21 protein-coding genes are annotated in these 24,362 nt (G+C 55.6%); 9 read left to right on the top strand and 12 right to left on the bottom strand.

Going from position 1 to position 24,362, the window contains the following annotated elements; translation table 11 throughout:
* Window positions 1-208 precede the first annotated feature (208 nt).
* Window positions 209-1,531 carry a serine hydrolase domain-containing protein gene (locus OIS53_RS16685; RefSeq protein ID WP_264679712.1) on the top strand — a complete coding sequence of 441 codons (1,323 nt, stop codon included), beginning with the start codon at window positions 209-211 and terminating at the stop codon, window positions 1,529-1,531.
* Window positions 1,532-1,712: 181 nt separating this feature from the next.
* Here the strand turns inward: OIS53_RS16685 and OIS53_RS16680 are convergent, their stop codons facing one another.
* From OIS53_RS16680 to OIS53_RS16645, 8 genes are all read right to left on the bottom strand, one after another.
* The gene (locus OIS53_RS16680; RefSeq protein WP_264679711.1) at window positions 1,713-2,051 is read right to left on the bottom strand and encodes a nucleotidyltransferase family protein; all 339 of its coding nucleotides are present in this window, start codon (window positions 2,049-2,051) and stop codon (window positions 1,713-1,715) included.
* Window positions 2,048-2,437 carry a HEPN domain-containing protein gene (locus tag OIS53_RS16675; RefSeq protein WP_264679710.1) on the bottom strand — a complete coding sequence of 130 codons (390 nt, stop codon included), beginning with the start codon at window positions 2,435-2,437 and terminating at the stop codon, window positions 2,048-2,050. Before OIS53_RS16675 ends, OIS53_RS16680 begins: the two co-directional genes overlap by 4 nt.
* Before the next feature lie 85 nt (window positions 2,438-2,522).
* Window positions 2,523-3,929, bottom strand: coding sequence for a dihydrolipoyl dehydrogenase (lpdA, locus tag OIS53_RS16670; protein WP_264679709.1), 1,407 nt, complete (start codon window positions 3,927-3,929; stop codon window positions 2,523-2,525).
* 288 nt (window positions 3,930-4,217) lie between these two features.
* Window positions 4,218-4,913: a hypothetical protein gene (locus tag OIS53_RS16665; RefSeq protein WP_264679708.1), complete on the bottom strand. Its 696-nt coding sequence runs from the start codon at window positions 4,911-4,913 to the stop codon at window positions 4,218-4,220.
* A gap of 4 nt (window positions 4,914-4,917) precedes the next feature.
* Window positions 4,918-5,430 carry a CHAP domain-containing protein gene (locus OIS53_RS16660; protein ID WP_264679707.1) on the bottom strand — a complete coding sequence of 171 codons (513 nt, stop codon included), beginning with the start codon at window positions 5,428-5,430 and terminating at the stop codon, window positions 4,918-4,920.
* Between the two features lie 389 nt (window positions 5,431-5,819).
* On the bottom strand, window positions 5,820-6,290 hold the full coding sequence (locus OIS53_RS16655; RefSeq protein WP_264679706.1) for a hypothetical protein: 471 nt from the start codon (window positions 6,288-6,290) through the stop codon (window positions 5,820-5,822).
* A gap of 119 nt (window positions 6,291-6,409) precedes the next feature.
* On the bottom strand, window positions 6,410-7,228 hold the full coding sequence (locus tag OIS53_RS16650) for a hypothetical protein (protein WP_264679705.1): 819 nt from the start codon (window positions 7,226-7,228) through the stop codon (window positions 6,410-6,412).
* Between the two features lie 748 nt (window positions 7,229-7,976).
* Window positions 7,977-9,023 (bottom strand): hypothetical protein, encoded by a 1,047-nt coding sequence (locus OIS53_RS16645; RefSeq protein ID WP_264679704.1) that lies wholly within the window; start codon window positions 9,021-9,023, stop codon window positions 7,977-7,979.
* A gap of 92 nt (window positions 9,024-9,115) precedes the next feature.
* Here OIS53_RS16645 and OIS53_RS16640 point away from each other — a divergent pair, with 92 nt between their 5' ends.
* The 7 genes from OIS53_RS16640 to OIS53_RS16610 all read left to right on the top strand — a co-directional run bounded on the left by OIS53_RS16640 (window position 9,116) and on the right by OIS53_RS16610 (window position 17,082).
* Window positions 9,116-10,933 (top strand): type VI secretion system Vgr family protein, encoded by a 1,818-nt coding sequence (locus OIS53_RS16640; RefSeq protein WP_264679703.1) that lies wholly within the window; start codon window positions 9,116-9,118, stop codon window positions 10,931-10,933.
* A gap of 13 nt (window positions 10,934-10,946) precedes the next feature.
* Window positions 10,947-12,653: a polymorphic toxin-type HINT domain-containing protein gene (locus OIS53_RS16635; RefSeq protein WP_264679702.1), complete on the top strand. Its 1,707-nt coding sequence runs from the start codon at window positions 10,947-10,949 to the stop codon at window positions 12,651-12,653.
* 1 nt (window position 12,654) lies between these two features.
* Entirely contained in the window at window positions 12,655-13,125 is a 471-nt protein-coding gene (locus OIS53_RS16630) for an SUKH-3 domain-containing protein (RefSeq protein ID WP_264679700.1), read from the top strand.
* Window positions 13,126-13,500: 375 nt separating this feature from the next.
* On the top strand, window positions 13,501-13,761 hold the full coding sequence (locus OIS53_RS16625) for a hypothetical protein (RefSeq protein ID WP_264679699.1): 261 nt from the start codon (window positions 13,501-13,503) through the stop codon (window positions 13,759-13,761).
* A gap of 142 nt (window positions 13,762-13,903) precedes the next feature.
* Window positions 13,904-14,575: a hypothetical protein gene (locus OIS53_RS16620; RefSeq protein WP_264679698.1), complete on the top strand. Its 672-nt coding sequence runs from the start codon at window positions 13,904-13,906 to the stop codon at window positions 14,573-14,575.
* 134 nt (window positions 14,576-14,709) lie between these two features.
* Window positions 14,710-15,012: a DUF6531 domain-containing protein gene (locus OIS53_RS16615; RefSeq protein WP_264679697.1), complete on the top strand. Its 303-nt coding sequence runs from the start codon at window positions 14,710-14,712 to the stop codon at window positions 15,010-15,012.
* 9 nt (window positions 15,013-15,021) lie between these two features.
* Entirely contained in the window at window positions 15,022-17,082 is a 2,061-nt protein-coding gene (locus OIS53_RS16610; RefSeq protein WP_264679696.1) for an RHS repeat domain-containing protein, read from the top strand.
* Between the two features lie 33 nt (window positions 17,083-17,115).
* Here the strand turns inward: OIS53_RS16610 and tssD are convergent, their stop codons facing one another.
* The 3 genes from tssD to OIS53_RS16595 form a co-directional block, all read right to left on the bottom strand.
* A complete protein-coding gene (tssD, locus tag OIS53_RS16605) occupies window positions 17,116-17,520 on the bottom strand; it encodes a type VI secretion system tube protein TssD (RefSeq protein WP_264679695.1) in 405 nt (134 codons plus the stop codon).
* A 109-nt stretch (window positions 17,521-17,629) separates the two neighbouring features.
* Window positions 17,630-19,003 carry a DUF5458 family protein gene (locus OIS53_RS16600; RefSeq protein ID WP_264679694.1) on the bottom strand — a complete coding sequence of 458 codons (1,374 nt, stop codon included), beginning with the start codon at window positions 19,001-19,003 and terminating at the stop codon, window positions 17,630-17,632.
* A gap of 58 nt (window positions 19,004-19,061) precedes the next feature.
* The gene (locus OIS53_RS16595) at window positions 19,062-19,502 is read right to left on the bottom strand and encodes a hypothetical protein (RefSeq protein ID WP_264679693.1); all 441 of its coding nucleotides are present in this window, start codon (window positions 19,500-19,502) and stop codon (window positions 19,062-19,064) included.
* Between the two features lie 345 nt (window positions 19,503-19,847).
* Between OIS53_RS16595 and OIS53_RS16590 the strand changes: the two genes are divergently transcribed.
* Window positions 19,848-22,382 carry an ATP-dependent Clp protease ATP-binding subunit gene (locus tag OIS53_RS16590; RefSeq protein ID WP_264679692.1) on the top strand — a complete coding sequence of 845 codons (2,535 nt, stop codon included), beginning with the start codon at window positions 19,848-19,850 and terminating at the stop codon, window positions 22,380-22,382.
* Window positions 22,383-22,499: 117 nt separating this feature from the next.
* On the opposite strand, the gene OIS53_RS16585 is transcribed toward OIS53_RS16590, so the two are convergent.
* Window positions 22,500-24,353, bottom strand: coding sequence for a type VI secretion system baseplate subunit TssF (locus OIS53_RS16585; protein WP_264679691.1), 1,854 nt, complete (start codon window positions 24,351-24,353; stop codon window positions 22,500-22,502).
* Window positions 24,354-24,362 lie beyond the last annotated feature (9 nt).

Genomic DNA, 24,362 nt, shown 5'->3' with positions numbered 1-24,362 from the left:
AGCCGGCTATTGAAGCCGGGCCCTGCAATCAGCATAGCAAAGCCGTTGAGGTTCCTAATCCCTCAACGGCTTTGTGGCTATTCACAGTCAAGGCGTTTTGAGCTGATACAGAAAATCGGGATATAGCTCCTTTTAAAGCTGAGTGGGTTGCCGTTTCTTGGAAACAGCTACTTTTATCTATCGTTTTTTCTATATCAATTCTCGTTGTATGCTTCACAGAATTACGCTGCTGGCGGCCCTGACCTTGCTTAGTACCTTGCCCCTATCGGCCCAGCAATTCAACAAGGCCAAGCTCGACAGCCTGCTCACAGCTCTGGCCGACCACCACAAGCTGATGGGCAGCCTGGTGTTGTCGCAGAACGGGCAGGTGGTGTACCGCCGTGCGGTGGGGTTGGCCCAGCCGAATACGGCGGCTACACCCGCTACGCACTACCGCATCGGGTCGGTGACCAAGCTCTTTACGGCCGCGCTGGTGTTGCAACTGGTGGAGGAAGGTCGTCTGGCGTTTTCGACGCCGCTGGCTACCTGGTTTCCGCAGCTGCCTAACGCCGCCCGCATTACCGTTGACCACTTGCTGCACCACCGTAGCGGGCTGGCCAACTTTACCAGCGCCCCAGCTTACCAGCAGTACCTTACCCAGCCGCAGACCCAGGCCCAGATGCTGACCATCATGGGCGGGGCGGCGCCGGAGTTTGAGCCCGGTGCCCGGTTTGCCTACAGCAACACCAACTACGTGCTGCTGGGCTACATCGTGGAGAAAATCACCGGCCAGCCGTACGCGCAGGCAGTACAGCAGCGCATTGCTACCAAGCTGGGCCTGAAAGACACGTACTACGGAGGGCGCATCAGGGCCAAGGCGCAGGAGGCCGCTTCGTTTCGCTGGAATGGCGCGGCTTGGCTGCCGGAGCCCGAAACCGACATGAGCATTCCGGGCGGGGCCGGGGCGCTGGTGTCTACGCCCGCCGACCTTGCGCGTTTTGTGGAAAGCTTGTTTGGCGGCCAGCTTCTGAAGCCGGCTTCGCTGCAATTGATGCTGACCATGCAGGACGGCTACGGCATCGCCCTGATGCGCCTGCCTTTTTACGACAAAACCAGCTACGGCCACTTCGGCGGCATCGACGGCTTCAACGCGGCCCTGGCGTACTTCCCGCAGGAAAAGCTGGCCGTGGCGTACTGCGGCAATGGCCTCAACTACAATTTCAACGACGCTTTGATTGGGGTACTGTCGGTGTATTTCGGCAAGCCCTACCGCATCCCCACTTTCGAGGCCGCCCCCACCCTGACTGCCACGGAGCTAAGCCGCTACGCCGGCACCTACGCCAGCAGTCAATTTCCCCTAAAGGTAGCCGTTACGGCAACTGGCACTACGCTGATGGCCCAGGCCACGGGCCAGGGCGCCTTCCCGCTCACGCCGCAGTCGGCCACGCACTTTGTGTATGAGCCGGCCGGCGTGCAAATGGACTTCGACGTGGCCAAAGGCGAGTTTACCTTACGCCAGGGTGGCGGCTCTTACCTATTTAAGCGGGAATAGTACTCAGTACCAGCTTCGCACCAGTAGCAGGTACCTTCTTTCTCTGGCACGACCCAATGAGGCACCCGGAGGGCTACTCATTTGTGGGAGTTGCTCCACGGATACTACTAAGCAAGAACCGCAAAGCGGCTGAAGCTACGGAAGCTTCAGCCGCTTTGCGGTTCTTGCCTTTTGACTTGAGTTATGGTAGGTGGCCGGCCCGGTTCTTCGCGGCAGTCGGCTCCCACTCGCCGATGACAATGCCCGTCCGTTTGATTTCCTGCACGAAGGGGTTCCAGTCGGTGAACTGCTCGGGCGAGAAGGTGTGGGGTTCGATGTCAACGTGCTCAACTAGAGTGCGAACAAACGGCTTTATGTCGATAAAGCTAGCCCCGGTAAACCCATCGGCGACTAGTGCCACATCAATGTCGGACCACTCATGTTGCTCGTTCTTGGCGAAGGAGCCGAACAGAATTACCTGCCGCAATGGAATGTGCTGTTGACGCAATTGTTCCGCAAAGCGGCGAACCTGGTTTATCACAGATTGCTGAGTAGCCATTGGCGGAGTTTGTCGGTGTCATCTAACAACGCGCGGGTAAATGCTTCTGTTGCCCGCTGATAAGAGGCCCGTTGGTAATCCTGATACCGGCCGTCCATTTGAAAGTTATTCAATTCTACGGCCGTGTTCTCTAAATCAGCGGATGGCTGTAGGTGCGTGTCTTGCCACAAGCGCAAGATATTATGTGTACGGGGTGGAATATCAGTACTGTTGTCTTTCACCCAGTGGGCTTTACTCAATTTCTCAATGGTCAGATGAGCAAAAAACAAGCATTGCAAGAACCGCTTAGTTTGAAACAGATCGTGTGCTGACAACCAATCTTCCTGGCAGGTTTCAACCCAATGCTTGATGTGGTCTTGCTTGTTCATATGGAGATAAGTGAGGTGTACTAAGGTATTCGCGGGCGTTCGGATATGTTACCTCAATACATCTCACCTCATCGGCTCTCAATTTCTACATATGCAGCGCCCGGTTCTCGGTAGCTGCCAAACACGCTTCTTTCATGGCCTCGGCGTAGGTGGGGTGGGCGTGACTCATGCGGGCCACATCTTCGGCGGAGGCGCGGAATTCCATGGCCGTTACGGCTTCGGCAATCAGGTCGGCAATGCGCGGGCCAATCATGTGCACGCCCAGGATTTCGTCGGTTTCCTTGTCGGCCAATACTTTCACGAAGCCGTCGAGGTCCATGGAGGCGCGGGCGCGGCCCGAGGCGCGGAACGGAAACTGGCCCGACTTGTAGGCCTTGCCCATTTCCTTGAGCTGCTCTTCGGTGTAGCCCACCCCGGCCACTTCGGGCCAGGTGTACACCACGCCAGGGATGAGCAGGTAGTTGATGTGGGGCTTCTGGCCGGCAATGGTTTCGGCCACGAACACGCCCTCCTCCTCGGCTTTGTGGGCCAGCATGGCCCCGCGCACCACGTCGCCGATGGCGTAGATGCCGGGCACCGAGGTTTGCAGGTGCTCATCCACCTTGATACGGCCCCGCTCCTCCATCTGCACGCCGGCGGCTTCCAGGTTGAGGCCCTGGGTGTAGGGCACCCGGCCCACGGCCACCAGGCAGTAGTCGCCCTCGAACTTCACTTCTTCGCCCTTGGGGTTGGTGGCCGTCACGGTTACGGAGTCACCCTCGCGGGTGGCGCCGGTTACTTTGTGGCTGAGGGAGAATTCCACACCGGTCTTTTTCAGCACCCGCTGAATTTCCTTGCCCAGACTGCGGTCCATGCTCGGAATCAGGGCGTCGGCGTACTCAATCACCGACACCTTAGCCCCCAGGCGCACAAACACCGACGCCATTTCCAGCCCAATCACGCCGCCCCCAATCACCATGAAGTGACGGGGCACCTCCCGAATGTTCAGGGCCTCGGTGCTGGTGATGATGCGCTGCTTGTCCTGCTGAATAAACGGCAGCACCGTGGGCTTGGAGCCGGTAGCAATGATGACGTTCTTGGTTTCAATCTGCTGCTCCTCGCCGCCGCCCGTGGGCGTAATCCGGAGGTGGTTTTTGTCGATGAAGGAGCCGACGCCTTGCAGCACGTCGATTTTGTTTTTCTTCATCAGGAACGCCACCCCATCCACGTTGGCTTTCACGACGCCGTTTTTGCGGTCAATCAGCTGGTTCATGTTCACCCGCAGGTCGCTCAGCTCGATGCCGTGCTCCTTGAAGGTGGTGTGGGCGTTGTGGTAGTGCTCGGTGCTGTCGAGCAGGGCTTTGCTAGGGATGCAGCCCACGTTGAGGCAGGTGCCGCCCAGGGTGGGGTACTTCTCAATAATGGCGGTTTTGAGGCCGAGCTGGGCGCAGCGGATAGCCGCCACGTAGCCGCCGGGACCGGAGCCGATGACGGTAACGTCGTATTGGTTCATGCAGAAGGGTGCGTTCGGTGGAAATCAGCGGCACGAAGGTACGCAAGAACCACTGGAGCACGAAGCCGCCGGCCGCTGGGTCATATTACTGAGCCCGTGGCGCCGCCCAAAACCCTCAATTCGTCGGGAGTCGTTACGTGCTCCGTGGCCTTTGTATACCGCACGGCTTGTTCAGCTGCGCAAAAGCTGCGGCTCCCTACACTGCTTTGGCCCACGCGCCAGAAGGCTGCCGAGGCGCGGGTCTCACTTTAATTCCAAAAACTTTTAAAAATAACTTGCTTCACACTTCTAGAGTTTATTGAATTGATAGTTAGTATTAAAATCTATGCGCGCTAAAGTATCATTCCTGAAAGTATAGTAATGATGTATACCTTCTAAGCCGGATATCAACTCTACTACTTTTATATCTGCCTTTTCAATAATGCTTGGCTTCTTAAATATTCTTGAAAAAAATTCTCGCTTCTTCATACCCACCAGAATACCCTCATTGAGTCTGATTTTCGAGTCATTAACACGGCCTGACACGACTTCTAAAGCACCTTTTTCGTCATCCAAAAACAATTTTATAAAATTATTGTCATAAATACCTCGATATAGATTAACTGTGTTGTCCGTTGGATCTGTTTCTTTTACGAAAGTAAATAAAGGATTTTTTGCTTTAAAGGCAGATATCGCCGAATAACGACCAAAAGGATAATACAGGAAATTACTGGTTGACACTAGTTGAAGTGTATCAGCAGCTACCTGATAAGAAACCAATTCAAAGCTATCAAATACCAAATATTGTAAACTATCCTTGGAATAAATAACTGTATCAGGGCGTTCTAATGAAGCGGTTACCTTCGCCTTTTCAGTAGTTGCTTGTTGGGGAAGCTGCTTAGTGGCTTCTTCTAAGGAAGAGTCGGTTTCTTTTGTATTCTTATTGTCGTTGCAGGCAGAAAGTACTAGTAGTATTCCCGCAAGTATCCACATATTTTTCTGCATACTGTTATTTTGTAGGAAGTTTTGTTGGAGTTGAAGAAACCTGTGGAACTGGAACGTTAAGCTTAGGGACTACGGGACTAGGTAAACTTACAGGCTCACTTGGAAATTGACCTGATGAGGGTCGCACTATTACTTCTTGCAAAGGAAACGTTCCATCTGCACCTGATCTGTATACTCCCTTCTGGTTTTTGGTGGCTACACTACGTGTTTTTGATGTGATGAATTGATCCGAAGAAGGCGAGCCTGCCACATGATTTTTTGTTTCATGGATGGGGCGATAATAACCATAAAAAGTACTGGAACGATACTTAGCTGGACTAATGGCATAAGGATTTTCTCCTGATAACTTTCCTTTACCACTAGCATGAACCAGCTTCATAGTGTTGCCTTTGCCTACAGCTGAAACGATGCCTACATGGCCTTCCCATAAAGCAATGTCACCCACCCTGGGTTTGTCAGGAGAGTGTTCAAACCTGCCTGAATCACTAAGCAACGTCTTTATAGCTCCCGTGTTCATGGGGAGAATTCCCTTTGTGATTCCATCAACCGCTAGTACACGTGAGACAAACTCTGAACAGTCCATATACTGTAGCGCTTCTGGTGTAGAACCAGCGCGGAGGGCTACACCAGTTTGCTGCTTGTATGGAACACCTATCATTCTCCGAGCTGCTCTAACTCGGTTAGCTGGGCCATAAGCAACAGTTTCAGCGGCTTTAATTATTGCTGCGGCACTGTTTACAGACGTAAGAATGACGCCTCCCTGCACGACAGCGTGCCGCGAAGTAGGGGCTTGCACTACCTGCGCTGCTTTGGCGCGGGTGCCATTAGGCTGCTGCCGGGGCGCGTGGCCTAGTTAGCTCGGCGGCGCGGGCACTGCGGGGTGGGTTTGGATGACAAGTCCTTACGTTACCGCCTTGCGGCCACTGCCGCTAACGAGTCGCGCGTGCCCTGCGCTTTCCAGTACGCCAGCACGCTGTCGGCCTTAGCGCGCGTGAGTGAACGGGACGCGCCGGTATGGTCTTCCAAAATAACGGTCAATGCAGGCTGTTTTCCAAAAGTATAAGTGCGTTCCAGCTTCCACTCGCGCCGTCCTCGCGCTTGGCAACGAGCTGGGCACAGATAGATGTTTTCTGTTTCCCATAACACGCGCTGGGCTTCGCCAGCATAGCGCACGTGCTTGCCACCCACGTAGGGACCATAGTAACGAGTGTATGCATACCGCGCAGCAGATAAATGAATTAGACTGTCGCCGTCGAAATCTCGGGCGGGTAACGTCTTCGTGACCGGGGCTAGGCCGATGTGGCGGCGCCACTCGTTGAGCGGCTCAAGCACAGTCGCCCCGCGCGCCTCGCGCTGGCGCTGGCGGTAGTAGTCCACGCCCGCGTTGCAACCCTTAATGAGCAGAGCTAATACTAAGACTGGCACTAAGACAGGCAAGCCCCACTCAACCCACCAGGGCGGAGTTTCGGCTGAGGGCTTGTGATACTCATAGGCCATTAGATAAATGGGTTGTGATCAAGTGCAAAGAAAACAAATTTGTAAAGGGCATGTAAACCTTGTTTGGCCCACACCGGACTCACGTCCTTACGATACAAGTTGTAGCCGTTCATCTTCATGTCTGAGTACACGCAGATGCGGTTGCCTTCCTTACGTGGGTCGATATAATCATCCAGTAGCTGAGCTTGAGCCCCCTCAACACTATTAGCCGCCCCCAATACACTGCCAGTTTTGGACACTTTGTCCATAATATCCTTATCTGTAACACCACCGCCCTTGGGATATGCCCTGCCTATTTTTTGAGCTAGTTTTGTTAGCTCAGCAGCCGTCCAGCGTAGGGCACGCCGCCCTTGCACCAATTGGCGCGAAGCTGCTTTCATAACTGTATGTCCTGCAACACCTGATAAGGCCACCGGCACCATACCTAGAGCTGTAGCTTTGGCTAAGTCCTTTTGCTGCTGTTTCGCTTCTGCTAGGGGCAAAGGGTCGCCTAAGTCAGTACCTTGCGCGTCGCGATACTCGATAATCTTTTGCAAGTAGGCTCTCAGTACTTCAATATTTACATCGGCTTGATTGGTACGTAGGCTTTTGGTTACGGGGCAGGAAGAGCGTCCGCCAACACGCTCGGAAACCGTGACGGTACACAGGTCTTCTATGCGGGCCTTCTGCCCCAACTCGTTGACCACTGTTGCAGTAATAACAGTATCCACGCGCCGTTCCACATTACCTTTATTCACAATCAAGGCTTTGAGAAAAGTTACCGTGACCTTGTTGCTGCCTCCGTTCACCGCCACATACATGCGCGTGATGTCGCGCACGTGTGCCCCGTCGAGCAGTGGGTTCTTGATAATCTGCGCTGCTTTGGCGCGGGTGCCATTAGGCTGCTGCTGGGGCGTGTGGCCCGATATAATCTGGTGGGCTTTCGCCTGCTAGATTCATGTATTGCCAATTGAACAAGGCTGGCTCATGGTTTGGCGGCAAGTGCCGCGAGGGAATCTCGTACGGCTTGGTTGCGCCAGTAGGTTAGCACGCTGTCCGCTTCAGCGTATGTGAGAGCAAACCGCGTCACACCATCGCCGCAATAATCTTCCAAGGTAATCGTCCACGGGTTACGGCCCTGGGTAGCATCAACGTAGGAGTACTTCCTGCTAAGCACGAATTCAGGGCATTGACTCTTTCTGCGGTGAGCAGGAGTCAATACAATGTCTTCTAGTTCCCGCAATAAGCGCTGCTTATCAGAAGAGTACACCACATTTTTGCTCTCAATATAGGGGCCAAACCGATGCGACGACTTAGCAGATTCTGTTAGGAGATGGGCGATACTATCACCAGTATAACCCCGTTCGGACAAGACAGGCGTAATAGGCCACAAGCCCACGCGCCGTCGCTCCGCATTGCGCGGCTCTAGGAAGGGAGCGGCGGCTTCAGCGTTGGCCTGCCGGGTGCGCGCAGCCGCCCAGCGCTTGCAGCCCTGGTTGATAAGGACCCAGGACCCAAGCAGTACCAGTGCTATCAATACCTGCCGCAACGTGATGCCAGGCGACCAATCCGTGTGTGCGGGCTGGCTCATAGCATCTTGCCTAACGTGCCAAAGACGAGTTTATACAGCCACTCGTGCGCTGTCTTTACCCACGCTGGGCTTACGTCACGCTGATAGATACTATGGCCTCCCATGCGCAGGTCGGCATACACGCACAGCGGACGCTCTCGGGGGTCAGCGTAGTTGCCGCCCCATTGTGCTTGCAACTTGTCAATGGATTTGGGCAAGCCCACGGCCTGAGCCGCCTTAATGGCTAGCTCGGCTACGGCACCGGATCCAACTTCCTTTCCCATCAGCCGGCTTAGGCGTGTGGCAGTCCAGCGAGTAAATGCAGCCGCCTGCGGGGCAACGTTTTGCGCAACGCTAGCCGGCTTGACACTCAGGCCAAACGGCAGCGTACCGGCCAACGTTGCCGTGGTCATATCCTCATTGAATTCGGTGACTTTCAAGATAGGCAGGTGCTTATGGTCTAAGTCTTTTTTAAACTCTATACTGTCACGGTACGCTTTCACCTTGCGCACATACTCATTGAACAACTTTAAGTCTAAATGAGCTTGTTCGCGGCGTATACTACTGTAATCACACACTCGTTGAGGGCCGCTATGACCGGTAACAGCAATTTCCACTGGACCATTACTATCTCTATCTACTAAAACCCCTACTACCGAAGTTGTGCTGATTTCCGTGCGTATCTCCGCATCGCCGCGTCGTGCCAGCATAATTTTGCTATAGGTGATAATGGCCTTCCGGTCATTAGGCTCGACAAACACAAAAATTCGGATGGCCTCGCGCACATGTGGCCCATTTAATACTGGGTTCTGCACTATCTGCGCGGCTTTGGCGCGGGTGCCGGTGGGCTGCTGCTGGGGCGCGTGGCCCGAAACAACCTGATGAGCCTTAGCTCGTGTACCGTTAGCTTGAGGCGCGGCCGGACGCTTCGATATGGCCTGATGCGCCTTAGCGCGAGTACCATTTGGTTGGTCTTGGAAAGGCATAACGCGAGAAAGACAGCCGTTAACAGAAAAACTATCGTAATACCTGGTTACCTGCTGCCAGGCTTCAGCAAGATACACATCCTCGATAAACTATCGAATTTAGTCGATGAACGGCCAAAGAATAGAAAGTTCTGTATCTTGGCTCTGTTTCACTCCTTCCACTATTTGCTATGTCTCGTCAAATTACCGCTTCTATTCAGTGCGGTGGTAGCCTGCTGGCTCCCGCCGCCGACCTTCAACAAGTAACGCTGCGCCAAAACTTATTCGGGCATCATGAGTTCGAGATAACCGTGCCTTTCGATAATGTGGAAGGCGCGGGAGTGCCTTTCTTTTCGCAGGCGCACAAACGCCTGCTTGGACAACCCCTCAGTATAGAGTTTACGGCTGACTCATACTATTTCAACCAGGGCCAGAAGCTCCTGTTTAAAGGGCTCGTGACTGACTTGTCCACCAGCAAGGATACAAACTACGTGGGGAGCATTGTGGCCTGGGGGTACAGTCCTTGCTACCTGCTTACGGACGGCATGAAGCGCCGCACGTTTGTTAAACAGACGTTGGCTTCTATTTTCAGCATGGTGCTTCAGGCTTACCCTAACAACCTGCTCAAGCATACAGTCAAGCCCCGCCACACCTCCCCCATTCCGTTCGTAGCGCAGTACGACGAAACCAACTTCGACTTTCTCAGCCGGCTGGCGGCTGAGTACGGCGAGTGGTTTTACTATGATGGTGAAACCCTGCACCTAGGGGCACCTGCCACCGATGAGGAAGTAAATTTTGTGGCGGATGGAGCCTACAACACATTCCGCTTCGGTCTTTCGCTCCGGCCAGCCAGGGCTAAGCTATATGACTATAGCTACCAGAAAAACGAGAAATTTAATAGTTCCACGAAGAGCCAGCAAGTGCCCGGCATTCAGGCTCACCCTTTCGGTAGCTTTGCACTGGAGCAATCTGAAAAGCTTTTTGCCGACGACCTACACGTATCGGCCGAAATGCTCATTGCCAGTGCAAGCGAGTTGGATGAGGAAGCCAAGGCGATGAAAGCCACTACAGCCGCTGAGCTTATTTCTTTTGAGGGCCACAGCGACAATCCTTCCCTGCGTCTTGGTGGGGTAATTAACGTGAGTGGCGAAGGCTTGGGCAGCCGGCATATCACCACCGAAAGCTTTGGCAAGTACCGCATCATCACCATCTCGCATCAGGTAGATTCGGAGGGCAACTACAGCAACAACTTCACGGCTATTCCGCATTTTCTGGACGTGCCGCCCATTCGCCCTGGCTATAACCCGCCCCGCGGCACGCCCGAGCTAGCCGAAGTCATCGACGACAAAGACCCGGAGAAGCTGGGCCGCCTGCGCGTGCGCTACCACTGGCCCGTCGACAACCCCAAGCAGGCTGAAACCGACTGGATTCGGCTGCTTACGCCCTATAGCGGCCATGGCAAAGGCCACCTGATGAAGCCGGAAGTCGGTTCGCAGGTGCTCGTCGGCTACCAGGGAGGCCTCGCGGAGCAGCCGTTTGTGCTGGGCAATATGTTTCACGCCAACAACCAGCAGGGCGCCAAGTATTCGCCCGATGGCAACCTGATGAAGGGCATGCAAACGGCGGGTGGTAACAAGTTTGTCATGCAGGATAAGCAGGGTCAGCAGACTATTCTCATTTCCAACTCCAACAACAAAGGCACGGCTATTCAGGTCGGCTTTCAAGGCGACGGTAGCGTTACCATCAAGAGTAACGGCCCCGTGACCGTGCTCGGTTCTACCATCACGCTCGAGGCCGGTGATAAGGGCGAGATTGTGATGCACGCCAAGAACATCACGATGGATGCTGATGAAAACATGCAGCTCACGGCCAAGCAGAATATTGGCTTGGAAGCCAAAGACCTGGCGCTGGAAGTCGGCAACAACATGCAGGCGCAAATCAGCAGCAACCTGAATATGAAGGCAGGCGGCCAGGCCAAGTTGATTTCCTCTGACACGGACGTTATCTAAGCCTGCCTGCCGTATGTCGCATCCTCTCGAATACGTCATTACGGGGGCGCTAATGCAATGTAGCCAGGGCACAGTGCCTATGCCATTTAAGGCTACCCCGCGCACCAGTAAGATTGCGGGACTGCAAGCCGGCAATGCGCTGGATAAAGTGCCGTTAGTTAATATTCCCTCCTTCGTTATCTGCCAAAAGCTAACGCAAATGGCCGGCGGTACGCCTACACCCTGTGTGCCTGCTCCTACCCTATGGCAGGATACGTACCCAGCCAAGGTAGGCGGCGCGGAAGCCTTGTTGTTTCGTTCCTGCATTCAGTGCCCAGTAGGGCAAGGCAAGATTGAGTTCATGACGTCGGGGCAGGTGCCTTTGCCGCCTGACATCAGCCAGCAGATTAAGGAGACCAAGCAGGAAGCAGATGATGCCCTGAAGCAAGCCGAGTTGGAGAAGAACTCGGTAGGTGAAGCCGGCTTGCTGGAAGGCGCCATTCCCATCTGGGGCTCGGGCCGCGACCTGATCCATTCCGTGCAAACCGGCGACAAGTTAGGCATGGCCATGAACGCAGGGTTCCTATTATGGGACGCGGCTTCGGTCGTAGCCGGCGTGTTTAGCTTCGGCACGGCCACCGTGGCAATGGCCGGTGCGAAGGCTGGAGTGCGCACGATGATTAAGGCTGGTGCGAAAGTAGCTGCTGGCATGGCCAAAAAGCAGATGGCCGCCTTGTTAGCCAAGTCAGTAGCTCTGAAGAAGGGCGTGCCAGCCGCGCTGAAAGCCTTTAGCAAGAAGGTACCCCGCCTGTGCGTCACAGCCTGCTTTCCGGCCGGTACGCCCATTGCTGTGCAGGATGGCTTCAAGAACATCGAAGACATTCAGGTCGGCGACTTAGTGTGGTCCTGGCACGAAGAAACGGGCGACCTAGCCCTGAAGCCTGTTACCCACACCACGCAACGCCAGGCCGATGCGGTAATAGAGTTACAGCTCGGCGCCGACACGCTCCGGGCCACGCCGGAACACCCGTTTCGGACCGGTCAGGGCTGGACCGAAGCCGGTCGATTAGAAGTAGGTACTGAACTGCTGCGCTCCGATGGGCAAACCATGCCCCTGCGCGAAGTCGCTCACCAAACCGAGCAGTCCACCACCGTTTATAACTTCGAGGTAGCCGACTGGCACACGTATCTGGTCAGCTGGTGGATGCTGGTCGTCCACAATGCTACCGTGTGTTTAAAAGAATTAACTGAAGCAGCAAAGAAAGCTGCTCGCGAATGGATAGATAAACATAGAAAACAACTTACAGAATCTGTAACAGAGGAAGTGGTGGGCCATTCTCAAGAAATGGCTGATATCGCACAAAAAATTAGGAGCAAAGCTCGCCCTGGGGTAGCAGGAGCCATGGAGTTGAAAGATGGAACTGTCATTTCTGCGCACAGCCAAGCTGGCTTAGACCTACCCAAAGGAGTTTTACCAAATAATTTGCATGATGACGTTAAAAAAGTCCTTGATGATATTCCAGAAAATCTAAGAGGAGCGGGACACGGAAAATGTGCCGAGCCGCAGATTATTACTGAAGCTCTTAACTCTGGGAAAGACATAAAAGGTGCTAAGTCGGTTGCAATGGAGGTCAAAGGCGCTGGAAATGCTAAGCATGGATTTCCGAAATGCGCTTGTAAGTCTTGCAAAGTTTTGCTAGACCACTTTGGTATTGAAGATGTAGTTAAGACTTTGGAATAACATGACAGAAAATGCATTTTTTAATCAAGAGGTATTGTCCTTGTTAAGGCAAGCAGGATGGTTTCCTGGCAGAAACGTAGGAGAAACTATCGACTATCCTAGCGATGTAAATTATCCTATAGACACACAAATGCTGTTGAATGAATACGGAAAATTGTTCGTTCGTTCAACAGGCGCAGGAGTTAACATGGGACGCAACAGCATTGATTTTGATCCTAGTTGGGCAGATCAAGAAAGCAGCGAAGATGGTAGACTTCACTATTACTCTGAGTTAATAGGAACAACATTATATCCGATTGGCTACATTCGTGATGAATCCTTATTTTTATGTGTAGATTCGAGCCATAAAGTTTATATGGCTGGCGATAATCTATATTGGATGGGCAATTCTTTTGTAGAAGGAATAAGCAACATCTTATTAGGTATTAGCGGCAAAATATTTGATGAGCAGGAGATACACTGGATAGAGTAAAATATAATAAGTGTTATTAGTAATATTGCCACTAAATTTAGCTATTAACTTTTTTGTAATGGTTATGGTTTTTCCTTAGGTTGTCAACTAAAGGGTTAAGCAATCCAGCTGTTTACAAACGAGAAGCTGCTTCACTTAGAAGGTAGATACACTGCCCATCTGAGTGAAGCAGTTTCCTTTATTACATCGGGCAGACCACCAGCTCGATTTCGAGGTTGCCGACTGGCACACGTATCTGGTCAGCTGGTGGATGCTGGTCGTCCACAACGCTACCGTGTGTTTAAGAAAAATATCGGATGATCTGTACAAGAAATTGAGAAAAAAACACCGAATAAGAGTATACGCGACAAAGTAAATGTAAAGTATAAAAAAGGAATGAAAGATCCTGCTTTGCCAGGATTGAAAATAGATAAGAGAATGCATGCTGACCATATAGTTCCTATGGATAAAATAACTCAAATGGATGATTTTGATAAACTAACTGAAGCTCAACAGATAGCGGTCCTTAACTATGAAAAGAATTTTGTTGGACTAAGTGAGACAGCAAATACATCGAAAGGATCTAAGAGTTTTCAGGAATGGACTGAATATAAGAAAGGAAAAATAAAGGTGGATGATAAGTTCAGAAAAAAATGATAGCAAAAGGGAAGGTTTTAGAAAAAGAGATTCAGAAGCATATAAAAGACCTAGCGAAATCCAACGTTCCTGCAACAGTACCTTAATTAATATCTAGGATTTTTTTACTTAAGAAAACAAGCCACAATAGGTTCAAATGAAAATGAACGAAAATCTTTCAAATCTCAAGAAACACATAGGTGAGTTTACAGTGTTTGGGGAAATACCCCAACATATCATTGTGCCTGCACAATGGCACCCACTGATTAACCTTTCTCCAAAGCACAGAATCAAGCATATTATTGCTACATGGAGCAAATATTACGATGAAGAGTTTAGCGTATTGCTTGAAGTATTTAGGAAACGCTTAGTCACTATTGAGTTGATAGAACACGAGAATAAGGCCGCTTTATTGTACATTTTTAAAAATCCTAAGGGCGATTATATAAATTACATCGGGCATACTCCTTTATTAGCTTATGAAGTTCCCCCTAATATAAATAAATTTCCTTGGCCAAATAAATTTCAAGAATTCTACAGCCAGGTGCATAATGGCTGGTACGAAGCAGAATCACATGCGCTGGGCCTGCTGCCTTTAGATGAATTTTTCAGTCTATCGGACATGGAATGGGGCATTTTAGATGATATAACGATTGATTTTTCACTAGACAAAATCCTCTGCGTGTTCTCTAACAGCGCCGGCGGATATCTTTGCTGGAATTTCAATACACCTGAACCAACTGGTTTGGTCTGGTGGGATGATGAGGAACCGGATTTCGCAGATTTTTGGGATATTTTAGACGAATGGTCCGCAATGGGAATAGAAGAATATTAACTCATATGACATTAAAACCAGAGTGTCAGCATTGGCAATGCGATTCGCTGGGAGCTTGTCTCAAGCGAAACAAAGCCGCTCACCAATCAAGTGGTGTGCGCACTTTCGATGACTAGCTGAAATAGTAAGGCAATATGTGCTGCCGCCCTGAATGTCGTAGGGCCCTCGAATTTGCTTGTACGCCAGCTACCCATACCTGGTACTCCACTTCCATCTACCAAGGGCCGCTGGGCCACGGCTGGCACCACGCCTACGACCTAGCCTTGTGCGTCGACGCCGAGGAAAGCGCCGTGGCCATGCGAGCTGCTGATGGGCGGGGCATTGCCTTCAACATGGTGCCCGTGGGCCAGCGAGACTACAACCGGCGGGAGAAGATGACCTTGCTGCACGACGTGCGCGGCTACGCCGTGCTCGACCACGGCGCTGAGCTGATTTAGCGCTTCGGGGTGAACCGGGGCGACGGCGTGTCGCCGCTGGTGGCGGTGGAAAACGCCAATGGCTTCGCCATTTCCTTCAGCTACGATGACGGAGGCTGCCTAACCGGCATCACGGATAGCGCCGGGCGGCAGCTGCGCGTCACCTGCGACGAGCATGGCCGCCTGCACACCATCGTGGCGCCGCACCCGACTGAGCCCAAGCAGACCGTAACTTTAGTTACATACGACTACAACCGCGCTGGCGAGCTGGTGCGCTGCCAAGACGCGCTAGGCCAGGCCGCCACCTATGAGTACGAGCAAGGGCTCATGGTGCGGGAAACCTTCAAAAACGGACTGAGCTTCTACTTCGAATACAACGGTACCGGGCCGGAGGCGTGCTGCATCCGCACCTGGGGCGACGGCGGCATCTACGACCACAAGCTCAACTACGACGTGGCGGCCCGGCGCACCGTCGTGACCAACTCGCTAGGCTACAACACCACCTACCAGGGCAACGAAAACGGCTTGGTAACCGAAACCCTCGATGCGCGCGGCGGTGTCACGCTGGCCGAGTACACCGAGTTCAACGAGCTGCTGCGCGAAACCAACTCCCTGGGCCATACTACCACCTACGAGTACGACGAGCGGGGCAACCGGGTCCACACCGTACTACCCGACGGCGCCCAGTTAGCTTTTACCTACGATGAGCAGGACCGCTGCACCCAGGTCACCGATGCCGTGGGCGGGCAATGGCAGTGGCAGTACAATGAAGTTGGGCAGCTAGCCCAGCGCACCGATCCGACCGGCAACACTGACCGGTTCGAGTACGCCCACGGCCTGCTGCACCGCATCATGGATGCCGCCGGTAGCCGCGTCGAGCTGCTCTACGACGCTGGCTATAATCTGCGCGAAGCCCGCACGCCGCAGGGCACCAGCTTTTGGCTGCTCGACGGCTGGGGCCGCCCCTTTAAGCTCACCGATGCCCGCGGCAACGTCCAATGGCGCGAGTACGACTTGCTGGGCCGGCCGGTGAAGGTGTACGAGCCCGACGGCAACGTGCGCACGTTTGTCTACGACGGCCTCAACAACGTAGTGCGTGCCCAGGACCGCCACCACGACGTGCAGTACGCCTACCGCGGCATGGGCCGCATGATCCGCCGCGCCGAAGCTGACACGGCCGTCGAGTTTCTGCACGACACGGAGGAGCAACTGCGGGCTATTGTAAATGAGCACGGCCTGACCTACCGCTTCGAGTTCGACGCCGCGGGCGACGTGGTAACCGAAACGGGCTTCGACGGCCTGGCACGCCGCTACCGCCGCGACACGGGCGGGCGGGTGCAGGAGCAGACCTTGGCTACGGGTCAGCGTACGCGCTACAGCTACGACACAATGAGCCGCGTGACGGAGGTTATCTACGCCGACGGCACCACTGAAACATACCGCTACCGCCAGGATGGTGCCTTGCTGGCGGCCACGAATAACACGATCAGTGTCGAGTTCAAGCGTGACGTTCTGGGCCAAGTATTGCAAGAAATTCAAGGCACGCACACCGTTACGAGCGAGTACGACGCGCTAGGCCGGCGTCTGCTGGTTACCTCTTCGCTTGAGGCAGATCACTTGGGCCGCGACGCCAACGGGGACGTGGAACAGATGCGTGCTGGGAACTGGCAGGCCCTGTTTACGCGTGATGCGCAGGGCCTCGAGTTACAGCGCAGCCTGAGCGGCGGGGTGCACCAGCGCTGGAGGCGTGACCAACTGGGCCGACCCGTTGAGCAGCGCATCAGCACCGGGGTGGGCCGGGCCTCGGACCGGGTGCGCACCTACGCCTGGCAGGAAAACGACCGGCTCACACAGCTTCAGGACAGCCAGCACGGGCTCACGCGCTTCGAGCACGACGCCTGGGGCAACCTAACCGCCACCACCTTCGGCGACGGCACCCGGCAGCTGCGCCAGCCCGACGCGGTGGGCAACCTCTTCCGCACCGCCGAACGCCAGGACCGCCGTTACGGCCCAGCCGGGCAGCTGCTCCAAGCCGGCGGCACGCGCTACGAGTGGAAGATGCATACAAAAAAGCCTTGGCTACTTAAGTAGCCAAGGCTTTTTGTTAGCTAATAAGAAGTGAGTTTATACCCACTTATTATCCAGAGCTACACCGGCCAGGTTAATTTTGTTAGCCGTGATTTCGAGGCGGACAGTCATCGAAGCGTCGGTGCTAGTGCCTTTAGCGCTAAAGTTTTCTACGTAATTTACGCAGTAGGCTTCGTCAATAGTCACCGTCTTCAACACACCAGCTTCGTTGGCCTTGTCGAATTTGATGGTGATGCCCGACTCCTGCTTGTAGGAATCAGCAGCCCAAGCGGCCAGGGCGGTAGAATCGGTGGCGATTATCTCCACGATAACTGAGCCAGGCTTCGCTTTAGAAGATACGCGACCAGCTGCGTCAGTTTCTTGGTGAATGGAGAACTGACAGCTTACAACTTCACAGTCGCCGCTGCCTGCACCGTTAAAGGTTGCTTTGAAAGAAGCCATACTAAAATAAGGGTTAAGGTGAAAGGAAAGTTAGAAATGGTACTACTGCTTTATTAAGTGCCTTTACGTCAGATATCCTAGAAGGATTATCTATTTCACTGTAAAGGCATCAACTCTGTTGATACTGGCTGCTCCATTCCCGGTTAGGGTCATCCGGATCATCCCCTTTAGTGCCGTCCAGGGAAATCAGGAAGGTTTTGGCCGGGAAATATGGCACCATATGAATGTCCAGCAAGATACGATCTTTTTGCTTAGGATCACGCTCAAACTTCTTGATAGAGAACTTTTCTATCAATTTGCCAGGCCCGGTGATGCCATCCAAGAAGCGGACGATTTGTGCCTGAATGTCGGTGCGCATGTTATGATCCCAGTTCTCAAACGCACGCCGGTTTAGGAAGTCCATCAGCACCTTGATGACGTAATCAAATACCCGAACTACGGAATACGTCTGCAAGCCGATGTTGTCGCCGTTGAAGAGCGTTTTGGCCGAGAAGGCCATCACGCGCCCATACTCGTTGACCATGGGCACCAGGCCCAGCTTCTCGAGGTTGGCAATTTCGGTTTTCCGGAGCGGGAACCGCACGCCGTCTACCTCACTCAGGGCGCCGTGCTTGCGGCCAGCCGTAACCTGCGAGGCCAGGGTGCTATAAATGCGCCCAGCCAAAGCGGATGATGGAGGTACAAACAAGTCTTCTTCCTCGCCTACTTCTTCGATCTTGCCCCGGCCCACCAGCCAGTTGCACGCCATGATTACGTTGGACTTGTGGGATTCGGCACCGGTCAGGTTGGCTTCCTCAAACAGCTCAATTACGTCGTCGGGCGTATCGAAGTGCTCGAAGTCGGTTACCATCATAACCTTGTTTTTGTGGGCAATCTTCGACCACTTCTCCAAGACTTTATTGGAGCCTAGATACCCCGGCACTACCAGCAGCGAGTAGTTGTCGCGCAGATCGAGGCGGTCGTAGTTCTGCTCCAGGGCGCTGGACACGGCGTCAATGAACGTGGTATTATCCAGGTCCTGCAGCTGGTCCTTGTCGGCGTTCATGATGGAGATGTTCTTCACCTCGCTCTGGTCGGTGTTCTTGAAGAACAACGCCACGGAGCGGTAAGCCTGCTCCAGGTCGCGGGTGCTTTCGAGGGCGCGGCGCAGGTTATCGGTAAGCTGCTGCTTGGCCGATTCCACCTGGGCTTCCCCTTTTTCCACGGCATCGGCTACTGAGTCGGCACTGCTCAGCATCTGATGCCAGAGCTGTAGGCGCTTCTTCAGCTGCTGGCGGTCTTCCTTTTTCGTTTCTTCGGTCAGGAAGATTTTCTTGCGCGCCTTTTTTTCAGGATTCAGGTTGGAAGCACCCTCAATAGTGGTTTCCAGCAAATCGAACCCGCCAAACTTGGCCAGGTTACGGGTATTTTGCTCCAGCGACGGAGCTTGTTCACGCTCACGCGCCGCAGCAGCTGCCGCAGCGTTTTGTTGTTCGGTAGCCATAGATAGGGTCCCGGCAAGGGTAAAGGTGGAAAGGGAAGCCGGCGCGAGGGGCAGAAAATTAGTCCAGCTCGCTGATCATTGCCTGGATAGCGGCCAGGAAGGCGGCTTTGGTTTCAGGCGTTTCGAGGGCGGAGCGCAGGATTTTATTGGACTTGAGCTGGCGCAGCAGCTTTTGCAGGTCTTCGGCCTGGGTGTTCAGGTCCTGCAAAAAGTCGCTTTGGTTGATGATGCCTTTCTTCCCGAAGTCACCCAGCGAGTTGAAATGCAGGGTTTCGGGAACCACGGTGCCATCCTCACGCTCAAAATCAACTTCAACTTCGGGCTTAAAATGAGCGAAAACGGCCTCTGGTGTCCGCAAACCATCTACAATGTCGGGGCGAAGGGGCGGATCAGCCGTAAGCTTCTGCACGAGCAGCGTGCGGTTCAGCGGAATGTCCGAAATGGACTCTTGGGCATTGTCGAGCTTCCGCTCCTGGCCTCCGATTCCGTAGTTGTACATAGGATGATACTTGAGGTTAATTCCTGAGAAACACGTCGCTAACGTAGCTGTTGGCAGCGTAAGGTACCACAAACCGCGAAACTCCTTCTAATTTACCAGGAGAAAATTGCTGCTCGTGGCGAATGATAGCGAAAAATTAAAAAAAGTGACTATTTGCGGACGGCGGCACGCTACGACACGTTGCCGGCAGCAAGCGCCAGCGCCACTGAGTGCCGGGGAAATATTGCTTACGGTCCTGAGTAGCCGGGCGTTTTGCGGCCGCTATATTAGTTTTTCTTTCTAAAATTCTGGTCTTCCCGACCAAAATCCTATCATGAAGTTTTCATTCCATCTACCCCTGTTCCCGTGCCCCACACCGAAGAACTAAAGCGCGCCGTGCACATTGCCCAGGCCGTAGCCCACGAGTATTACCACGCCCAGTACGCGGCGCCGCACCTGCTGCTGGCCGTGTTGCACAACGACGTAGGGCTAGCCTCGTGGCTGGCAGTTACCCTGGACAAAGACATCCACTACATGCGGGAGTGGGCCGAGGTGCGCCTTGAGGGCATGCCCCGGACGGCCAGGCCCACGGAGCAGCCTACTCCCTCGGCCGAGGCCCAGCAGGTGCTGGAAGTAGCCGACCTGGTAGCCCTGCAACTCTCCCACCCCTGGACCGAACCGGTAGACCTGCTGGCCGCCTTGCTGCGGCCGGGGCTGGCGTTTACGGCCGAGCAGCTCCGTTCCTTTCCGCTCACGCAGAAGGAAGTGCTGGATGCTGCCCAGCAGGAGGCGCCCCACCTCCCTGGCCCCGCTACCGAAACCGGTGCTGGCGGAGAGGCTGCGTCTTCCCTATCAGGCGCGGCGCAGGCCGGAGCCTTGGCCACCTACTGCGTAGATAAAACCGCTCAGGCAGCCGCCGGCAAGCTGGACCCCATTGTGGGCCGCGACCGGGAAACCCGGCAGATAGCCGAAATTCTAGGCCGCCGCACCAAGCCCAACGTGCTGCTGGTGGGCGAGCCAGGCGTGGGCAAGTCGGCGCTGGTGGAGGGCTTTGCCCAGCAGATTGTGCAGCAAAAGGTGCCCGTGCACTTGCAGCAGGTGGTGCTCCTGGAGCTGGACCTGGGCACGCTGGTAGCCGGCGCCTCCTATAAAGGCGAGGTGGAGGACCGCATGAAAAAGATTGTGCGCGAAATCAAGCAGTACCCGCGCGCCATCCTGTTCATCGACGAGCTGCACGTGCTGCTGGACCCCAAGGGCTCCATTGGTTCGGGAGTGGCGCAGCTGCTGAAGCCGGAGCTGGCCCGCGGGGAGCTGACGGTTATCGGGGCCACCACCAACGACGAATACCGCCAGTACATTGAGGCCGACGAAGCCTTCAACCGGCGTTTTGAGGTGCTGCGCGTAGAGGAGCCCAGCCCGGTGGTGGCTGAGCGGATGCTAGAAAGCGTGCTGCCTCACTACGCCACTCACCACGGCCTGCGCGTGGGCGAAGGCACGGCCGCCGAAGCCGTGCGCTTGGCCAAACGCTACCTCAAAGACCGGCAGCTGCCCGACTCCGCCATTGACTTGGTGGACCGCACCATGGCCGCCATTCGGATGATGGACGCCACGGCTGTGGCTGAAGTGCAGGCCCTCCGCCAGGAGCTGGATGAGCTGACCGGCCGCGCCGCCGAGCTGCCTGAGGCTGACTACCTCAAGGAGCTGCGCTGGTTTCAGTACCGGGTAGAGCAGCAGGTAAGCCACCTGTGGCTGAACCAGCTGGAAAATGAAGTGCAGCCAGAAACCCTGGAAACCAGCGGGGAGCTGGCCGACTACCTCCGGGAGCAGCTGACGGCTTTGGTAGAGCTGGCCGATACCACCAAGGACAGTGTGGAGCGCCAGGACATTGCCGCGGTAGTGTCGGGCAAGACGGGGATTCCGCTGGGCAAGCTGCAAAGCAACGAGCGGGAGAAGCTGCTGAACATGCACCTGACCCTGCAGAAGCGCGTGGTAGGCCAGGACCACGCCGTGAAGGCCCTGTGCGAAGCCATCCTAGAGTCCCGCTCCGGCCTCACGCGGGCCGGGCAGCCGATTGGCTCCTTCTTTCTGCTGGGGCCTACGGGCACGGGCAAAACCGAGCTGGCTAAGTCCCTGGCTGACTTTCTGTTCAATGACGAATCGTTCCTGATTCGCTTTGATATGTCGGAGTTCAAGGAGGAGCACTCGGCGGCCCTGCTCTACGGGGCGCCTCCCGGCTACGTGGGCTACGAGGAAGGCGGCTTGCTGGTCAACAAAATCCGCCAGAAGCCCTACTCGGTGGTGCTCTTCGACGAGATAGAGAAGGCCCACAACTCGGTGTTTGACATCTTCCTGCAAATTCTGGACGAAGGCCGCCTACACGACCGGCTGGGGCGGGAGGGCGACTTTTCCAACGCCGTGATTCTGTTTACGTCCAACATCGGCAGTGAGCAAATCAGCGCGGCGTTTGGGGCGGGGCAGGTGCCGGCTACCTCGGAGCTGATGGACACCATGGGCCGCTACTTCCGGCCGGAGTTTCTGGCCCGCCTCACCGAGATTGTGCCGTTTGCCCCGATTTCGGAAGAAAACGTGGTGCGCATCTTCGACATTCATCTGCGGCCGCTGGTGGAGCAGCTGCGGCGCCAAGGCATCGAGCTGCACCTCTCCGACGAGGTGCGTACGCACTTGGCCCTCACCGGCTTCACGCCCCGCTACGGCGCCCGCCCCATCAAAGGCGTGATTCGGCAGCAGCTGCGCCGGCCTATTTCGCGCATGATTATCTCCGGCGAAGTGGGCAAGGGCTCGGCTATTCATCTAACCAAAGAGCCGGAATCCGCTGAGCTAACCTGGCAGGTGACGCAGCCCGTGGAGCAGCCCGGTGCAGCCGCTGAAGTGGCCGAGTAAACGCTGTAGCGCGGGCTTCAGCCCGCCGCTCCGAGGTATAGGTTGTACTAGGTGCTCAATTACACCGGTTGACAACCTTACTCCTGGAGCGGCGGGCTGAGGCCCGCGCTACAGCGTTTACAACGCAGCCGCGGGGCCTACCTGCACTTCATAGGGCAGGTTCATGGCCGACTGACTGGCCAGGGTTACTTGCAGTTCCTCGGCGGCCCGCTGCCACTCGGCTGGGGTGAGGCGGCTGCCGGCCGTGGGCGTAAGCGTGACGCGGATGCACCGCTCGAAGCCGGCGGTGGGGGTGAGGCCGGGCCGGAAGGCTTTTTCGATGCGTACGGCGCCCAGGCGGTTGCCCAGCTCGGCTTGGCAGGCGGCCTTGATGTCTTCGAGCGTGACGATACGGTTGCGGCTGAGCAGGTTGCGGCGCATAGCAAAGATGCGCTCCTCGGGCCGGGGCCGCTCCCGCCCGCCTTGTGTGGTAGTGAGCAGGCGCACTTCTTCCAGGTAATGCCCATCGTAGACCCGCAGCGCACTACCTGCCGGCAGGCGGTTACCGCCCTCCCCGTCGCACGACCAGTACTCAATGAACACGCTGTCGTTGGTGTCTTTGGGGCGCAGCACGAGGTAGGGGTTCACGGCCTCGGTGGAAGCGGGGCGATTGGCCAGCCGGTCTTCGAGGCGGGCCAGGCTTTGGCTTAGCTCGCGTAGGGTGGAGGAAATGAAATCGGTGCCGGTGGCGGCAAAGGCCCGGCTTTCGTCGCGGAGCAGCTCCAGCAGCTCGGTCAGGGCCTCCTGCCCACTGCGGTTGTCGAAGCGGCCCACGCCGTGGGCGCGCAGCGTGTAAGTGTCGGTGCTGGTGTCTTGCAGGCCGCTGAGGGTAGTGGAGCGGTACACCACGTTGCTGAGGCTATACACCTCCCGGATGGCCAGAAAGGCTTCTTCGGCTTCCAGCGGAAAAATGTTCAGGGCCTGCTGCAACCGAAACAGGCGCTTGTTGAGGCGGCGGTTCAGCACCGGAAAGCAGTTCACCTCGCACACCACGTTGCGCAGCGCCTCTGGCGGCAGGGCTGACGAAAAGCGCACTTCCAGCCACACCAGCGGCGTAGCCAGGGCCCGCAGCTCGTCGGGAGAGAAGCGCGAGGCCAGCGCAGTGGGGTAGAGCTGGGCCGTGGGCCGGCCAGCCGGGGCGGCCGTCAAGTGCACAAACAAAGGCGCGTACAGGGCGCGGATGTGCTGCTCCAGGCGCAGCAGCACGTCAAACTCCTCGTGCAGTTGCGTGGCCTCCACGGAGCCCGACTCGCTTACCGACGCAAACCCTGATGCCACGCTCACTGTCTGCTCGCCCAGCAGCCAGGTTTCGCCGGGCAGGAAGGCGGCGTAGGCTTCGCGGCGCGGCTCGTTGGGCCAGTTGAAGTAAAAGGACAAATCGGTGAGCGGGGTGCTTTCCGAAGGCATGCTGAGCCCAATCCAGAGGCGGCGCTGCTCGGCCGGAATCGGCTGCGCCACCTGGGCCAGCAGCTGCTTTTGGCCGGCTTCTACCTGCCAGATGGCCTCGTCGGTGGCCAGGCAACGCACGGTGCAGTCGGTGAGGCGGGTGGGTTGCAGGGGCGAGAAGTAGAGCGGGTGGCCACCCACTTGCCGGCCCATGGTAGCCGCGGGCTGAAACACGAACTGGGCATCGGAGGGCAGCAGCAGCTGGGGCTCCCGGGCGCGGGCCTGGGCCACGGCGTGGGCCGGGCGGGGCGTGTCTACCACATCGGGGTTGAGCAGGCCGGCCAGGCGCTCCACCAGCCGAAACTGGGTGTTGTTGATTTCCTGCCCAATCTTTTCAAACTCCACGGCGCACGCCTCCAGCAGCAGGTGCACCAGCGGGTCGAAGCCATCCATATCGGCTTCCTGATAGCCCCACAGCTCGGCGGCCTTCTGCGTGAGGCGGCTCTTAATACCGGCTTTCGAGAAATCGGGTGCGGGCTGTTTCATCTAGCAATA

The sequence above is a fragment of the Hymenobacter sp. YIM 151500-1 genome, assembly GCF_025979885.1.
GTDB lineage: Bacteria > Bacteroidota > Bacteroidia > Cytophagales > Hymenobacteraceae > Hymenobacter.
This window is presented reverse-complemented; position numbering and strand designations above follow the sequence as displayed.

Coding starts and splice junctions, on each gene's coding strand:
- OIS53_RS16635 (WP_264679702.1), top strand. CDS start 10,947: ATGTCGCATCCTCTCGAATACGTCATTACGGGGGCGCTAATGCAATGT.
- tssD (WP_264679695.1), bottom strand. CDS start 17,520: ATGGCTTCTTTCAAAGCAACCTTTAACGGTGCAGGCAGCGGCGACTGT.
- OIS53_RS16600 (WP_264679694.1), bottom strand. CDS start 19,003: ATGGCTACCGAACAACAAAACGCTGCGGCAGCTGCTGCGGCGCGTGAG.
- OIS53_RS16625 (WP_264679699.1), top strand. CDS start 13,501: ATGAAAGATCCTGCTTTGCCAGGATTGAAAATAGATAAGAGAATGCAT.
- OIS53_RS16640 (WP_264679703.1), top strand. CDS start 9,116: ATGTCTCGTCAAATTACCGCTTCTATTCAGTGCGGTGGTAGCCTGCTG.
- OIS53_RS16665 (WP_264679708.1), bottom strand. CDS start 4,913: ATGCAGAAAAATATGTGGATACTTGCGGGAATACTACTAGTACTTTCT.
- OIS53_RS16685 (WP_264679712.1), top strand. CDS start 209: ATGCTTCACAGAATTACGCTGCTGGCGGCCCTGACCTTGCTTAGTACC.
- OIS53_RS16630 (WP_264679700.1), top strand. CDS start 12,655: ATGACAGAAAATGCATTTTTTAATCAAGAGGTATTGTCCTTGTTAAGG.
- OIS53_RS16615 (WP_264679697.1), top strand. CDS start 14,710: ATGTGCTGCCGCCCTGAATGTCGTAGGGCCCTCGAATTTGCTTGTACG.
- lpdA (WP_264679709.1), bottom strand. CDS start 3,929: ATGAACCAATACGACGTTACCGTCATCGGCTCCGGTCCCGGCGGCTAC.
- OIS53_RS16620 (WP_264679698.1), top strand. CDS start 13,904: ATGAACGAAAATCTTTCAAATCTCAAGAAACACATAGGTGAGTTTACA.
- OIS53_RS16595 (WP_264679693.1), bottom strand. CDS start 19,502: ATGTACAACTACGGAATCGGAGGCCAGGAGCGGAAGCTCGACAATGCC.
- OIS53_RS16660 (WP_264679707.1), bottom strand. CDS start 5,430: ATGAACACGGGAGCTATAAAGACGTTGCTTAGTGATTCAGGCAGGTTT.
- OIS53_RS16585 (WP_264679691.1), bottom strand. CDS start 24,353: ATGAAACAGCCCGCACCCGATTTCTCGAAAGCCGGTATTAAGAGCCGC.
- OIS53_RS16675 (WP_264679710.1), bottom strand. CDS start 2,437: ATGAACAAGCAAGACCACATCAAGCATTGGGTTGAAACCTGCCAGGAA.